The organism is Rhodococcus sp. IEGM 1306 (genome assembly GCF_036541985.1).
GTDB lineage: Bacteria > Actinomycetota > Actinomycetes > Mycobacteriales > Mycobacteriaceae > Rhodococcus_F > Rhodococcus_F qingshengii.
This window is the reverse complement of record NZ_JAZHFF010000006.1, coordinates 425,236-440,447: the sequence shown is the minus strand read 5'-3', so window position 1 is coordinate 440,447 and position 15,212 is coordinate 425,236. Positions and strand designations below refer to the sequence as shown.

14 protein-coding genes and 1 pseudogene are annotated in these 15,212 nt (G+C 60.3%); 13 read left to right on the top strand and 2 right to left on the bottom strand.

Annotated elements, in window-relative coordinates:
• From V3587_RS20095 to V3587_RS20055, 9 genes and pseudogenes are all read left to right on the top strand, one after another.
• A pseudogene (locus V3587_RS20095) lies at positions 1-354 on the top strand (bifunctional DNA primase/polymerase); the annotation flags it as partial.
• Positions 351-2,156 (top strand): DUF3631 domain-containing protein, encoded by a 1,806-nt coding sequence (locus V3587_RS20090; protein ID WP_283377231.1) that lies wholly within the window; start codon positions 351-353, stop codon positions 2,154-2,156. The pseudogene V3587_RS20095 and the gene V3587_RS20090, both read left to right, overlap by 4 nt.
• A 235-nt stretch (positions 2,157-2,391) precedes the next feature.
• Positions 2,392-2,667 carry a hypothetical protein gene (locus V3587_RS20085; protein WP_283377230.1) on the top strand — a complete coding sequence of 92 codons (276 nt, stop codon included), beginning with the start codon at positions 2,392-2,394 and terminating at the stop codon, positions 2,665-2,667.
• A 46-nt stretch (positions 2,668-2,713) separates the two neighbouring features.
• Positions 2,714-3,214, top strand: a complete 501-nt coding sequence (locus V3587_RS20080; protein ID WP_283377229.1) for a hypothetical protein — start codon at positions 2,714-2,716, stop codon at positions 3,212-3,214.
• A 1-nt stretch (position 3,215) separates the two neighbouring features.
• Positions 3,216-3,503 (top strand): hypothetical protein, encoded by a 288-nt coding sequence (locus tag V3587_RS20075; RefSeq protein ID WP_283377228.1) that lies wholly within the window; start codon positions 3,216-3,218, stop codon positions 3,501-3,503.
• A 41-nt stretch (positions 3,504-3,544) separates the two neighbouring features.
• Entirely contained in the window at positions 3,545-4,090 is a 546-nt protein-coding gene (locus V3587_RS20070; protein WP_283377227.1) for a hypothetical protein, read from the top strand.
• A gap of 146 nt (positions 4,091-4,236) precedes the next feature.
• The gene (locus V3587_RS20065; RefSeq protein WP_166502400.1) at positions 4,237-5,076 is read left to right on the top strand and encodes a phage major capsid protein; all 840 of its coding nucleotides are present in this window, start codon (positions 4,237-4,239) and stop codon (positions 5,074-5,076) included.
• Positions 5,077-6,704: 1,628 nt separating this feature from the next.
• Positions 6,705-7,109, top strand: coding sequence for a hypothetical protein (locus V3587_RS20060; RefSeq protein ID WP_283377226.1), 405 nt, complete (start codon positions 6,705-6,707; stop codon positions 7,107-7,109).
• Between the two features lie 710 nt (positions 7,110-7,819).
• Positions 7,820-8,338: a DinB family protein gene (locus V3587_RS20055; protein WP_030536585.1), complete on the top strand. Its 519-nt coding sequence runs from the start codon at positions 7,820-7,822 to the stop codon at positions 8,336-8,338.
• On the opposite strand, the gene V3587_RS20050 is transcribed toward V3587_RS20055, so the two are convergent.
• The gene (locus V3587_RS20050; RefSeq protein WP_064113217.1) at positions 8,339-9,811 is read right to left on the bottom strand and encodes a mannitol dehydrogenase family protein; all 1,473 of its coding nucleotides are present in this window, start codon (positions 9,809-9,811) and stop codon (positions 8,339-8,341) included.
• A gap of 7 nt (positions 9,812-9,818) precedes the next feature.
• Positions 9,819-10,829: an NAD(P)-dependent alcohol dehydrogenase gene (locus V3587_RS20045; protein ID WP_228402289.1), complete on the bottom strand. Its 1,011-nt coding sequence runs from the start codon at positions 10,827-10,829 to the stop codon at positions 9,819-9,821.
• Positions 10,830-10,968: 139 nt separating this feature from the next.
• On the opposite strand from V3587_RS20045, the gene V3587_RS20040 reads away from it, so the two are divergent.
• The 4 genes from V3587_RS20040 (at position 10,969) to V3587_RS20025 (ending at position 15,196) form a co-directional block, all read left to right on the top strand.
• Complete coding sequence (locus V3587_RS20040; protein WP_054781980.1) at positions 10,969-11,967, top strand: sugar-binding transcriptional regulator; 999 nt, start codon at positions 10,969-10,971, stop codon at positions 11,965-11,967.
• A 63-nt stretch (positions 11,968-12,030) separates the two neighbouring features.
• Positions 12,031-13,383: an ABC transporter substrate-binding protein gene (locus V3587_RS20035; RefSeq protein ID WP_030536581.1), complete on the top strand. Its 1,353-nt coding sequence runs from the start codon at positions 12,031-12,033 to the stop codon at positions 13,381-13,383.
• Entirely contained in the window at positions 13,380-14,330 is a 951-nt protein-coding gene (locus tag V3587_RS20030; RefSeq protein WP_283377225.1) for a carbohydrate ABC transporter permease, read from the top strand. The genes V3587_RS20035 and V3587_RS20030 overlap by 4 nt, the downstream gene beginning before the upstream one ends.
• On the top strand, positions 14,330-15,196 hold the full coding sequence (locus tag V3587_RS20025; protein ID WP_165638834.1) for a carbohydrate ABC transporter permease: 867 nt from the start codon (positions 14,330-14,332) through the stop codon (positions 15,194-15,196). The genes V3587_RS20030 and V3587_RS20025 overlap by 1 nt, the downstream gene beginning before the upstream one ends.
• Positions 15,197-15,212: the final 16 nt, after the last annotated feature.

Sequence of the window (15,212 nt, the reverse complement as noted above, 5' to 3'; positions counted from 1 at the left end):
CCCGGCTCGGTTCACCCGGATACCGGGAAGCTGTACCGGATCGAACGCGACCATCCGATCGCACCGTTGCCACAAGAGCTGCTCCCTCTTGTGACCCCACCCGTCTACAAGCCGTCACCGGTCACCGTGAATCCGGAACGGCGCTCGGATGGCTTGGTGCGCAAGGTTGCCGAGGCTGTCGGTGGTGGCAGAAATCAAATTACGTTCTGGGCTTTGTGCCGTGCTCTCGAACGTGGGAGCAGTTCGGTTGTGCCTGAGATCCGCGATGCAGCACTGTCCACAGGTTTGACCGAGGGAGAGTTCGAAACATGCCTGAGATCGGCTCAGCGAACCGCTGGAAGGAGGGTCGGATGACCGCCGACGAGGTGAGTGTGCTCCTCGAAGCGCTGGTGACGTTCTACCGCAAGTACGCGGTCTATCCCACCGAGCACCACTACGTAGTCCTAGTCCTGTGGGTCGCACACAGTTACGTGTACGAGGAGTTTGACACCTCCCCTCGACTGTTTCTCGACTCGGCAGTTCCGGCGTGCGGCAAGACCCGCACCTTGGAGTTGCTCGACGAGACCGCCCGTAGCCCGCTGATGGCGTTCTCCGCTTCACCTGCCGCGCTGATCCGCACCATCGACAAGGGTGGTCGGACGATCCTGATGGACGAAATCGACACCCTCTACAACAAGAACGGCGGTGCCGGATCCGAGGATGTCACCGCCGTGGTCAATGCCGGGTACAAGAACGGTGCCCGCGTCCCGAGGTGCGTCGGGCAAGGGATGGACATCGACGTAGTGGAGCTCGACGCGTACGCGCCGATGGCACTGGCTGGTTTGCACTCCAATGTCCCCGAGGCTGTGAGATCCAGGTCGATTCACTTCCGCATGAAGAAACGCAAACCCTCCGAGACGGTCTCCCCGTTCTATCGCCGTGACGTCTCCGAGGAAGCGCAGCCGCTTCGCGACAGCCTCGAGGAATGGCTCGAACCGATTCGTGAACAAGTTCGGGCAGCGCGGCCGAGGATGCCCACAGGCGTCGAAGATCGGGCAGCGGAAGTGTGGGAGCCGCTACTGGTAATCGCAGACCTGGCCGGAGGGGAGTGGCCGAAGCGTGCCAGGGAGGCGTGCAAGCACTTCGTGTTCGCCAAGTCCGGGTACGCCCGCCCGATCGGTATCGACCTCCTCTCTGACATCAAAATCATCTTCGGCAGCAACGAGAAGATGGCGTCCGCTGACCTTGTGGCGGCACTCGTGGCCATCCCCGACGCACCGTGGAATGACATCCGAGGATCGTTTCTGAATCAGGCAGCGTTGGCAAATTTCCTCCGCCCGTTCGATGTCCGGCCGAAGACGATCCGACAGCCAGGCGGTGTCACAGCCAAGGGCTACGTCGTCACTGGGGAGGGTGGGCTGGCCGAAGCCTGGGAGAGGAATCTGCGCCCGGACGATGAGCAGGATCAGGCCCAGTCCGAGCCGGAGTCCCCGACCATACCCTCACAGCCCGTAACACCCGTAACGCCCGTAACACCCCAGGTCAAAGCACCCAAAAGTGTGACGGCACCTGTTACGCCCCCGAAGAGTGTGACGGCACCCGTAACACCCCCCGTCACACAAAACACGCCTTCTACCAGCACTGTTACGGCTGTTACGGCTGTTACGCCCTCTCAGGGTATGGGCGGGAAGAAAGCGGCCACGGCAGCGAACGCCAAGACTCCTTTGCATGCGGTTTCCGACCCGACATGTCGGGAATGGTTTGAACGACACATCCGAGGACTCATCGAAAACGGACACACGACCGTAGACAGCGACGCGGTATACACAGCCGGTCAGGATGCCGGATGGAACCTCCAAAATCTCCGCAAGGTCGCCAGCAAGTCCACCCTCGTAGGCACCGCCGAGAAACGGGCAGACGGTACCGCACTGTGGAACATCGGTGAGGAAGCCACGGATACGTGGATATCCGCCCCGCAGTGGCTCCTGGACTTTTTGCGAGCACACGGTGGATGGGTCCGCGCGAGTGATGTCCATGCCGCAGCACAGGCTGACCCGAACGGGCCTGAGCGCACCTCTCTCAAGTCGGCAGCCCGCGCCGCGTATGTCCAAAAGCGAGGCAACTCCATCGCCACTGAATGGTGCCTCGATCCATCCCATGAACAGGAGTCGGCATGAACGAAACCAAGACATTGAAGTTCGGTCTCTCCGCCGTCTACATCCCAAGGACTGGGCCGCAGTGCGATAGAAGCGCCCCAGTCACGACTGCGCCGGCACCACCGAAGCCGTACTGCGGTGCCCCCACCAAAACTGGAGACGAGTGCCGTAACCGCGTGTCCGCATGGGGTGTCGTGTGCGCCGTGCACGAGCCGGACTACCCGTGGTGACCACTGTCGTCGAGAGGGATGACGTGATGACAGAACGCAATACAGTTCCCGAGAAAGCGCAGAGGACTCGCTCGGGGTCTCGGAGGGAGCCGGGGACGGTATCTCTGCTGGCCGAGATTCTCACTGGACGGCCGAATCTCCCCGAGGCTCGCTGCCGGACACATGCGGAGCTGTTCGATGCGCTCGTGGACGGTAGGGCGACCGACGAAGACAAGAACTATGCACGCGGGCTGTGCGGTCGCTGCCCGCATCTGACCGAGTGCCCTGATGCACTCACACTCACCCTGAATGCCCGCACCTGACGCACCATCCGAGCGCCCGGTGCCCAGCCCACAGAAAGGACAGCTGATGAGAATCCAGCCCACCCCGGTTGGTGCCCCACGAGTGCGGGCCTACGTGAAAAGGTCCCGCATCGACATCGACATGGGCGGGGTCACCTACCAGCTCAGCAAAACCGAAGCCCTCGAACTCGCCGACGCCATCGTCGACACCATCGAAGCACTACCCCAACTGAAGGAGAACGCCATGCACGACAACGATTCCGAAGACACCAACTATCCGGCAGAATGGGCTGACGCTCCCGAACGTCCCGAGCTGCTCGAGAAGTTCCTGCCCACCGACTCCGAAACGGCGAAGCTCGCCGAATGGTTGGCCGACTACTTCGACGACGACCAGCACGCCCGCCCCGGCTGGCTCGAACTCTCCGCAGATCCCGAGCGATACCAGAACCTCCTCATCGGAGCGGCGGAACTCCTCAAGCCCTACCTTCAGCACCCCCTGACAGCGAACCGGTTGCGGTCTGACGCACTCGCCCACAAGCAGGCCGCGCTCGAGAAGAAGCTGCACTGACATGACCGAGACCATCGGCGGCCAACTCCCACAACCAGACCCGAGAGGATGGCTGACATTCGAGCACCTACCCCGCGAACTCCGCAACGCCGAAGACACCACCCAGGCCGCAGACCACGAAACCTCGAAGACCCTGAGCGGAGGAACACCCTGGCAGCGACCGGCAACACCGACCGAGCGAACCCTGTTGGTCCACCTCGGATACGAGATACCCGACGACCTCGACACCACCGTCTGTTATCTCACTGCCGGAGTGCGACAACGCACCTGGCCAGCCCTCGACAACTGACCAACCCTTCACGGACTCACTGACTTAGGAGCAACCGAACCATGACCACACCCGCAGCACTCGAACCGCAGAACCCCACACCCGCTGACCTCGCCGACGCGATCACTCCCACCGCGCAGCAGGAAAACGAGATCGAGCGTGAAGACCCCGCCGACCTCGCACACGTCCGAAAACTCCGCAGCGAGAACAAGAACCTACGTGAGCGCGCCAAGACCGCCGAGGACCAACTCGGCACCCTCAACGCACAAGTGGAGTCATTCCGGCGCAGCGAGATCGAACGCATTGCAGCAACCGTCCTCGCCGACCCCAAAGATCTCTGGCTCGGAGAGGTGACACCGAACGACTTCCTCGGAGAGAATGGCAACATCGACCACGAGCGAGTCAGTGCGCACGTCAATGACATTGCGCAGCAACGCCCACACTGGGCTCTCGGTAATCAACAGGCCGCGGCCCCGCCGAGCAATCGCCCAGTGGAGACATTGAGGCCCGGAGCAACGCCTACGAACTATCCACGCGAAGCGCCACCCACGTGGAGCAGTGTTCTCAATGCCGGCAAGATTCACTCGAAAGACATCCAGGACAGGTAATTCCTCCAGGCAAGCGGTAAGATGAAGGGGAGCAGTGATATTCACTGCTCCCCTTCTGGCCTCGGAGCCGATTCGGTCGCGAGATTCCCTGGTGGAACCGACCAAAACACATCCTCTGTTTTGTCATTCCACGAATAGGAATCACCATGCTTACTTCAACCGCTGGCGTTACATCTATCCTCACCCCCGATCAGGTGAACGCACTACTCATTCAGCCTCTGCAGAATCTCGCAATCGCAACCCGCGTCTCGACCGTCGTCAACGTCGGCACACACGGACTCCGTCTACCTTCCGTGCTCGAAGACCCGTCTGCCGGCTGGGTAGCCGAAGGCGCCGAGATCCCGGTCAGCGAGTCCGACCTCGGCGAGATCGAAGTCGTCCCCAGCAAGCTCGCCGGCCTCGTTGTCATCTCCAACGAGCTCGCTGCAGACTCTTCCCCCGCCGCGCTCCAGGTAGTCGGCGACGGATTGGTTCGAGACATCCAAACTAAGCTCGACACCGCATACTTCGGGAACCTCGCAGCGCCCGCAGCCAAGGGTCTGGCATCGATCACCACAACCACTGTCAATGCTGGCGCAGCCTGGACCAACACCGATCCCTTTGCTGAAGCCATCGCAGCCGCGGAGACAAAAGGCGTGGTGATCACGAACTTCGTCGCCAACCCTGCCGATGCACTACTCCTCGCGAAGGTGAAGAAGCAGACCGGAAGCAACGAGCCTCTGCTTGGGCTCGACGCCACCGCTCCGACCGCACGAACAATCCTCGGTGTACCGCTGCTCGTCTCACCCGCAGTACCCGCCGGCACCGTCTGGGCGATCCCGCAGTCCCGCAGCTTCGTCGCCATCCGCAACGACACCTCGGTGACAACGGACGCCAGCGCGTTCTACACCAGCGACCGCACCGCCATCCGAGCAACGATGCGTGTCGGATTCGGGTTCCCCCAGCCCCTCGGAATCGTGAGGATCAACATCACCGCCGGCGGCTAAACAACCACCAACGAGAGCCCCGACCCAATCCCAGGGTCGGGGCTCTTTCGTGCCTACAAGGACAACCCAGGGGTGTCTATGATCCACCCCTGCCCATACCCCCTCGATCGATCCACACGGAAGGGCGCTTTGCATACAGCCGCTGACCGGGTACGGGATACAGGGTCGGTTCGAGTCCCGGCTCCTGGGCTTTTGCCGAGTTCCGGCCCAAAAAGTGCGTGGAGAGAGAAGAGTTACTTTGCGGAGCGGGTGGCAGCAGGATCGATCGAGGTTGCATAGGGAGGGTCTATAAATTTGACCCCCGGGAATGCGGATGACTACGCGTGGTCAAAATGACTACGACTGACACATTGCGCGTCCCCTCGCTGTCAGGTCGCTCACTAGTGAGCGGGCTTGCCGGCGGAAACTCTGTGGGATCCCGCAAAGTGAGTAGGCCTGTCACTAGTGACCATCCTTGGGGGCGCAGTAGTGCGCGCCCTTTTGCGGCGTGCACCGAAAAAGGGGCGAATGGCTACGGTCAGATCCATCGTTTATTCATGGTTTATGAGTGAGATACGACGCGATCTAACGAGAGTCGACGAGTGATAAGTTTCGGCCAATCCAACTGGCGGAGTATGACTGTCGCGATTGATTGAGACTTGACGCGACCAATGTATCGAGAATCCATTGGTCGCGGGTTCGAGCCCCGCCCGCCCCACATTCAGTTGCCGTGAGCCCGCAGGTCAGACCCAATGACTTTTGTCGAAAGTCATGCTGCCGACGATCGCAACGGCGACAAGTGCGCAGAGTGCAATCAACAGGGCAGTTGCCCACAGGTAGTTGGTGCAGTTGCCCACACGTAGTTGGTATTGAATCGCACGCAACGCGCATGCGGGTACGGCTGAGTTGATCCTTCGTGGCTACACAAGTAAATGTCGTACCGCGATCGTCGATCTCGGACGAGGTGAAAGTCTCGGATCCGGATACCCAATCCTCGACAAGTATCGGGAGCGCAGTGCAATTGGGCGCGACCGAGCGAGCGACGTGCCGGACGTGAAGGAAAAGTAGGTACCTATCCGGGTATTTCAGCGTATGTGCTCGACGTGCAGAAGTGTCACGCTTTAGACGTGCCTACCGGTGTAGGTACAAGGCAGTCGAGCCGTCCCCCCGCGGCTCGGCTGCACCCAAATGTTGACGCGCTGACCGGCAGCCGACTGTCGGAAACGACTCTACGCAAGGAACGGCAACGATAGTGGGCCCCGCAACTGCGGGGCCCTTTCCCTGTCTGAAAAGCGCTGTCGGACTTGGGTCATCACCATTGAGGACTTCATGCTCGATCACTGGAAACGAGAGCCAACGAGGGCTGTCTCGCCGTCCTTGTCTGCGTCGGATCCATTTTGCCGAGCTTCGTGAATTGCAGAATCCGCAGCCCGCGAGAGCTCAGTAGTTGCCTCGATCGGGTGCAAAACCGGGCAATCGGAACAAAACACTTGTCGATGCGTTACAACTATTGTTAAAGTGTAACGACGAACTGCAAGTGAACAGCAACTTCAAGGTCTCGCTACCGGAAGCCGATGGGCGCCGGGGGAGATTCGTCTGCTGTCGATGGACGCGACGCCGTTGGGCGGCACGGATAAAGGCTCTGCGAATTGCGCCGGGTCGCACCCCTGATCAACCCGACAGACCAACGTAACGGAGAACATACTGTGACAATCAAGAACTCGATCGGGCCTGGTGTCGAAGCCGATCATGGAAACAGGCTGTTCGGCAACACTATTCGATCAGCTGAAGGTGAGGAACTGGTCCAGCGGCTGAATGCCATGTTCGAGCGAGCGAACAGCGCAGGTCAGGTGGTGAATCAACGAGAACTCTCGACCGTGCTTTCTGTGCGGAGATCCGAGGGTTCGCCGGGCGACCGGTCGATTCCGGCGCCTGACAGGCTGATGCATGCGATCGAGGGACTCTCGTACGAATCCCTTTCCCTGTTGATTTGTGCGGCCGAGCATTTACTGCGTTCGGAAGGGGTACATGTCGACTCGACGCCCTTCACGTGAGGGGCGACGAGACCCGTCGAGGAAATCGAAGTGATCGGTCCGTCGCCGACGAACGAGTATTTTGTCACGAACGGAATGACGTAGTTACGTCGTCGTTTGTAATTCTGTTGTGCGACCGGCGAATCAGGCCTCCGGCGTTGCTCAGTCGCACGATCCCGATTCCGCTGCTTCGAAGGCTTCTTGGTGCGCTCACGCGCCTCAGCGTCGAATCCTCTCCAGTCGTCGTGCGGTCCGCTCATGTCATCGCGGATTCGATCGATCGGCGACGTGGAATCAGTCGGAGTATGTCCAGTTCTTCGGCCGATCCGAGTATCGACCGGCAAATCTTGTCGACGGAGTCAGATGCCGGATACCGGCACCGAAATACGGATCAACATTCACCTCGGGAAGCCGCATGAAGTGAATTGACTATCGCAGTCTGCTGTTGTGGTGTGAACGCTGCCCAGGCGCTGGCGGAACCCACGAGTTCAGGGACATCGTTCCATCCAGGGCTCTGTAGCCGGGCCAACGCCGCCTCGACCGTCCCGAAAACTTCGAGGTACGCATGTGCGTCGTCGCATGTGAAGGCGAGTTCGTGGGGTTCCGCGTCGCCCACGTCCCCGCCACACGAAGTAAGCATCAGCACGAATGGAGTCGCAATAGCGATCATGATTCGCTTCATCGGCCAATCGAAGCAGACTGACCCCGCCCTGGCGGACTATTCTCGATCCATGCCGATCACCCCGGATACAAAGAACTGGACCTGGGTCCTCGAACGCCCATGCGCCGAGTGCGGGTTTGATTCGTCCGCTGTGGCGTTCGCGGATGTTCCAGATCTTGTGCGTAGCAATGCCGTCTCGTGGGCCGAGGTACTGGAGCGCGAGAATGTGACGGAGCGGCCGGACAGCGAAACATGGTCAGCGCTGGAGTATTCCGCCCACGTACGCGACGTGTTCCGGATCTTCAAGGTGCGGTTGGAACAGATGCTCGAATTCGACGATCCGCGATTCGAGAACTGGGATCAGGACGCAACAGCCGAGGCCGAGCGGTACAACGACCAAGATCCGGCAAAGGTGGCATCGGAATTGTCCGACGCCGCGGCGGAGGTCGCGAATGCCTTCGAAACCGTGCCAGAGGGTAGCCGCCAACGACGGGGTCTCCGCAGTGACGGATCGGCGTTCACCGTCGAATCGTTGGCGGCCTACTTCATTCACGATCCGATCCATCACCTGCACGACGTCTCGGTGTAGTCAGAGCCCGCGCACCTCCTCGAGGGTTCTTCTGGCTCCGACGGAGTGCAATGAGTCGAGGGTCTTTCGGAAGCTAGCGACAAATCGGCGATCGTCCACGAGATCGCCGAACACTTGGCGGTACCCGATGAAGGCCAACGGGTCGCTCGACTGTTTCTGGGCGAGCGGCACCAGAGTGTCCGACAGCTGATCGACGACGGTGATGGGATCTCCGTTCTCGTCTGTGCCCTCGGCGTAGCGGGCCCAGCTAGCGACAATTGCGGTGGACAGGTTGATCGACCCACCGGTGTCGAGTTGGTTCCGGATGACGGGCAACAGCCACTTGGGAATTCGATCGGACGACTCGGCACACAGACGTGCAATCGTGTCGCGGATCTGGGGGTTCGAGAATCTTTCGATGAGGGTCTTCTTGTACTGATCGAGGTCGACGCCGGGTACCGGGTCAAGGGTCGGCGTCGCTTCGAGATTCATGTAGTCGAGCAGGAACCCCGACAAGAGTTCGTCCTGGCATGCCTCGTGGACCAGGCGGTATCCGGCAAGGTAGCCGAAGTACGCGATGCCTTGATGGCCGGCATTGAGAAGGCGCAGTTTCATCAGTTCGTACGGGCGAACATCCGGCACGAGATTGACGCCGGCATTCTCCAGAGGTGGCCTGCCTGAGGTGAACTCGTCCTCGAGGAACCACGCGGTGAACGGCTCAGCCGCGACCGGCCACTGATCTTCCACGCCAAACGTCTCGGCGATCTCGGTGGTCACCTCGGCTGTCGTGACGGGTGTGATCCGGTCGACCATGGAGTTGGGGAAGGCGCCGTTCTCGTCGATCCACTCCGCAAGTTCGGGATCCTTCAGGGCGGCGAACGCTCCGACTGCCGTCCTGGCGACCGATCCGTTGCCTTCGATGTTGTCGCAACTCATGATCGTGAACGGGGCGAGGCCCCGGTCGCGACGGAGTGCGAGTGCCGCACAAATCAGACCGAAGGTGGTGTGGGGGAGTGTTCCCGGCTCGAGATCGTGCATTACAGCGGGATCGGACGCGTCGAACTCACCCGTAGTGTGCGAGATGTTGTATCCGCCCTCGGTGATGGTGAGAGATACGATTTTCGTCGATTCGGATGCCATCTTTTCGATCACCGCCTCCGGATCCTCCGGAGCGAACAGGTACTCGACGATCGACCCGATGACCCGGGCCTCGAGGGTTCCGTCAGAATGCTTGAGCGCCAGCGTGTAGAGGCAGTCCTGCGCGCGGAGAGCGTCTTTCATCCGCTTGTCCGACGGCATCACTCCCACTCCGCAGATTCCCCAGTCGAAGCCCTCACCGCGTCGCAGGAGATCATCGATGTACATGGCCTGGTGTGCACGGTGAAAGCCTCCGACACCGAAATGCACTATGCCAGTAGTGACTTTGCTCCGGTCGTAGTTCGGCACTTCGAGTGCAGCATCGAAGTCGAACAGGGTCTTCGTATTGAGTTCCATGAAAGTACTAGTCTCCTTCGGCGACGATGACTACGGCTTTGATGCTGCCGAGAATGCAATCGGCCACCAGGGCCTCTTGCGACTGTTCGAGTGAAAAGCGTGCTGTGACCATCGAGTCCAGATCGACGCGCCCGGCAGCGACCAATGCGGCGGCGATCGGCCACGTGTTGGCGTACCGGAACACTCCGGTCAGCATCAGTTCGCGATTCTGAATGATCGGGACCGGCAACGGTATCTCGTCGGCACCCATTCCGACCAGAACGACGGTCCCAGCGGGCCGAACTGCGTGAATCCCGTCGATCACCGCGGCCGTGGCACCCGAGGCGTCGATGAATGCGTCGACGGCCAGCGAGCGTACGTCGCTCTCACGTGGATCAACGACGGTTGTTGCGCCGAATTTCAGTGCCACATCACGTCGGGCCGCATCGATGTCCGAGACGATGACTTCCGTCGCGCCGAATGCCTTGGCCACCTGCGTCGTCACGATTCCTACCGGGCCGGCGCCGGCGATCAACACCCGAGAGCCGGCAGTGATCCCCGCCTTCTGGGCTGAGGCGATCCCTACGGAGAGTGGCTCGAACAGCGCAGCTGCCTCGTAGGACACGGAATCTGCGATGGGATGGGCGAAGTCGGCACCGATCGTGACGTAGTCGGTCAGCGCACCGTCGATCGGCGGCGTCGCGAAGAACTCCATATGAGGGCAGAGGTTGTATCTGCCTGCCTTGGATTCGGGACTTGTCGGATCGGGCTTCTGAGGCTCGATGGAGACACGCTGCCCGATGCGTGTTGGGTCGACGCCGTCACCGACCGCGGCGATGCGTCCCGATGCTTCGTGTCCGAGAACGAGCGGTGAGTTGACTACGTAAGGGCCGATGCGACCTTCGTGAAAGTAGTGCGCGTCCGACCCGCACACGCCCACGGCATGGATGCGAACGAGGACTTCACCCGCCTTCGGGGACGGTCGTGGTCTCTCGACCATCTGCATCTTTCCGGTCTCGACGAGGACATTTGCCCGAATTGTCGCAGGTAGATCGACGGATTCTCCGGAAACTGTTGTGTGGGTCACAACGTAGATGTTAGCTTAATGAGCATAAGAACATCTAGTGAGCATTTGCTCACGATCGAGAAACTTTGAACCTGATGCACAAGGAGACCGTGTGAACCAGTCGGCTCAGCCCACAGGACTCAAGTCGTCGAAGTTGCCCGCTTCCGAGGATGTGCGGCTCGCCTTGCGGGCGGCGACGATGTATCACCTCGAAGGCGCCACTCAGGCGGAGATTGCAGCGAAATTGGGCGTCTCGCGGCCGACAGCCGGGCGACTGTTGGCCAGGGCGCGGACGCAAGGTTTGGTCAGGGTCGAGATTTTGGTACCGCCGGAGCTCGAAGGTTCGGTGAACACGGAGTTGGAATCGAAGCTGGAGAAGCACTTCGGGTTGGCCGAAGTGTTGATCGTCCCCGAAGCGATTTCGGATGCGGACGACCCGGACTTCGACGCACTCGGTCGACGAGCAGCGGAAGTTCTGGTTCGTCGTCTGCAGCCTTCGAGCGTTCTCGGGTTTACCTGGGGTCCGGAAACCGTTGCGGTAGCAGGATCTTTGCCGGACAAGGCCGCGAAGTGCTCGGCTGTGGTACAACTTGACGGCTCCATGACGGTGACCGACTACCAAACCGGTGTCGACTTCACCATCGGCCGATGTGCACAACAGTTGCAGGCCAATCCTATTCGTCTCAACGCTCCGCTGTATGCCGACCCGGCGACCGTGGAGTCGATGCGAAACGACTCGGTGATCTCGAAGGCGCTGCAAGCCGGAACTGATTCCGACATCATGGTTTTCGGAGTCGGTGCCGTCTCGACCGCGACGACCTTGTTTGCCGGTAGCTTCGTCGACTCGACCATGCTGGACGAGTTGGAAAGTCGAGGCGCTGTCGGTGAAATCGGCGGCCGTTTCTACTCGGTCGACGGCAATCCAGTGGAGGGGCCACTACCTGAGCGAACGGTCTCCGTATCGCTCGACGCAGTGAAATCCTGCGATCAGACGATTCTGATTTCGGGAGGAACACACAAACGCCAGGCCGTTCTGGGCGCATTGCGCGGAGGTTTGGCAAACGTACTCGTCACCGACGTCGAGTGCGCCCAGTGGCTGCTCGAAGGCTAGCGATCTCACGAGTTTCGCGGTCCGAGCGCGCGACTGACACGCAAGTGTGAAGGAAGGTAATCCGTGAAAACAGGAAGACGAGTGTGGGGCGCTGCCGCGGCGGCGCTCTGCCTCCTGGTGTCGGGATGTGCGGGCGCTGGTGCGCTCGGTGGTTCCGGCGAACGAACAGTCACCATCGCGATGGTGTCGAACTCGCAGATGCAGGACGCCATCAAACTGGCGCCGGCTTTCGAAGCCGAGAACCCTGGCATCGACCTCAAATTCGTCAGCCTTTCCGAGAACCAGGCGCGCGCCAAGATCACGGCGTCGACGGCAACCGGCGGCGGTGAGTTCGACGTCGTGATGATCAGCAACTACGAGACACCTCAGTGGGCCGCCAACGGTTGGCTCACGAACCTGTCCGACTATGCAGACACGACGCCCGGTTACGACGAGGACGACTTCGTACCGTCGATCAAGACTTCTCTGTCGTACGAGGACAGTATGTACGCGGTCCCCTTCTACGGGGAGTCGTCGTTCCTGATGTACCGCAAGGATCTGTTCGATCAGGCGGGGATTACAGTTCCCGAAGACCCGACGTGGCAAGAAGTTGCAGGTTGGGCAGCACAGTTCGACAACCCGGACGCCAAGATGGCGGGAATCTGCTTGCGCGGAAAGCCTGGCTGGGGTGAGGTACTCGCACCGCTGAACACCGTGATCAACACCTTCGGTGGACGCTGGTACGACGAGAATTGGAATGCGCAGCTGACCAGTCCGCAGGTCGAGGATGCGGTTCAGTTCTACGTGGACACGGTCAAGGAGCACGGTCAGCCGGGTCCTGCCACAAGCGGATTCGGTGAATGTGCAACACAATTCGCGCAAGGCAACACGGCGATGTGGTACGACGCGACGTCGGCTGTGTCGGTTCTCGAGGACCCTGCGTCGTCGAAGGTAGTCGGCAACATCGGATATGCGAAGGCCCCGAAAGTCGAGAAGTCCGATCCTGGTTGGCTCTACACGTGGGCGCTCGGAATCCCGGAGTCGGCAAAGAACAAAGATGACGCCTGGAAGTTCATTTCCTGGATGACGAACAAGGACTACATCCAGAAGGTCGGAACCGAACTCGGCTGGTCGAGAGTTCCTCCGGGAAGTCGCCTATCGACCTACGAGATTCCGGAATATCAAGAGGCCGCACAGGCATTCGGTCCGATCACCCTCGAATCGATCAACAATGCAGATCCGAAAAACCCGACAGTGCAACCGGTTCCGTACACCGGCGTCCAGTTCCTCACCATCCCTGAGTTTCAGGACCTGGGCACTCGCGTCAGCCAGCAGATCAGTGCGGCCATCGCGGGTCAGAAGAGCGTGAAAGAAGCACTCGAACAATCCCAGCAGTATGCCGAGGTGGTCGGCAAGACCTATCAGGAGAACCGATGACTACGGTTGCCGAGCCCAGAACTACGGTGGACGACGCGCCACCGGTCCGGGTCGAAAAGAAGATCTCCCGCGCCGAGGGTTGGCGTCGTAGAGGTCCCCTGTTGCCGGCGTTGATCTTCTCGATCGTCGTCACCCAGATTCCGTTTCTGTTCACCCTCTACTACTCGACGCAGTCGTGGAACCTAGTCCGGCCGGGATCGCGGCACTTCAACGGGTTCGACAACTACATAGAGGTTTTCAAGGACAGTCAGTTTCGGGAAGTCGCGGTCAACACGGTCATCATGATCGTGGGAACCGTCATCGTTTCCGTGATCCTCGGACTCGCGCTGGCGCTGCTACTCGACCGCGCATTCCTTGGTCGGGGGATCGTGCGGACACTGCTGATCACGCCGTTTCTCATCACTCCCGTCGCCGGCGCATTGCTGTGGAAGACAACAATGTTCGACCCGGTGTTCGGTATCGTGAACTTTGTCCTCCAGCCTTTCGGCGTCGGCCAGGTCGACTGGGTCAGTAAGTTTCCGCTCGCCGCCGTCATGATCAATCTGATCTGGCAGTGGACGCCCTTCATGATGCTGCTCATTCTGGCCGGTTTGCAGTCCATGCCCCGAGACATTCTCGAAGCCGCACGAGTGGACGGAGCCAAGCCGTTTGCGATGTTCCGCGAACTGACGTTGCCGCACCTGCGCCGCTTCATCGAACTCGGTGCAGTTCTGGGTGCGATCTACCTCGTGAACACCTTTGACGCGGTGTACATGATGACCTCGGGTGGGCCCGGCGTGGCCAGCTCGAACCTGCCGTTCTACATCTACCAGCGCGCGTTCCTCGGCTTCGACGTAGGTCAAGCTGCGGCGATGGGTGTCGTAACAGTGATCGCGACGATCATCGTGTCGACACTTGCGCTCCGATTGATCTTCAAGAGCGTCACCGGCAACGAGGAGGCGGCGTGATGACTGCCGTAGAGACGACAAGCGCGACGGCCGACAAGCCCGTCGTCAAGAAAAAGAAGAGCAGCAAGTTCAGTCCGTGGTCGGTTGTGGCGTGGATCGCCGCTCTCGGGTTTTTCTTCCCGGTCTTCTGGATGGTCCTCACCGCGTTCAAGACCGAGGCAGACGCCTACACGGATCCGCCGAAGCTGTTCTTCACTCCCACCCTCGAACAGTTCCGTGCCGTCCTCGACTCCGGTCTCGGCACGACGCTGGCAAACTCCGCATTTGCGACGGCCATGTCGACGATTCTTGTTCTGCTACTGGGTGTTCCGGCTGCGTTTGCATTGTCGCTTCGCCCGGTAGTCAAGACTCAGGACGTTCTGTTCTTTTTCATCAGTACCAAGATGCTCCCAGTCGTCGCTGCAATCGTGCCGCTGTACGTGATCGTCAACGACATCGGGTTGCTCGACAACATCTGGGCGCTGGTCATCTTGTACACATCGATGAATCTGCCGATCGCAGTGTGGATGATGCGTTCGTTCTTTCTCGAAGTCCCCGGCGAACTTCTCGAAGCTGCCAGCATGGACGGCGCGAGTTTGTGGACCTCGGTTCGCGAGGTGATCCTCCCGCTGATCTCGCCCGGAATTGCTGCGACTGCGCTGATCTGCGTGATCTTCTCGTGGAACGAATTCTTCTTCGCCGTCAACCTGACAGCTGTTCAAGCACAGACGATTCCGGTCTTCCTGGTCGGGTTCATCACCGGCGAGGGGCTGTACTGGGCTCGGCTCTCCGCGGCAGCGACCATGGCGGCATTGCCCGTCATCCTGGCCGGTTGGTTCGCCCAGAACAAACTGGTGCGCGGCCTGTCCTTCGGTGCAATCAAATAATTCTCCTCACCCTCTC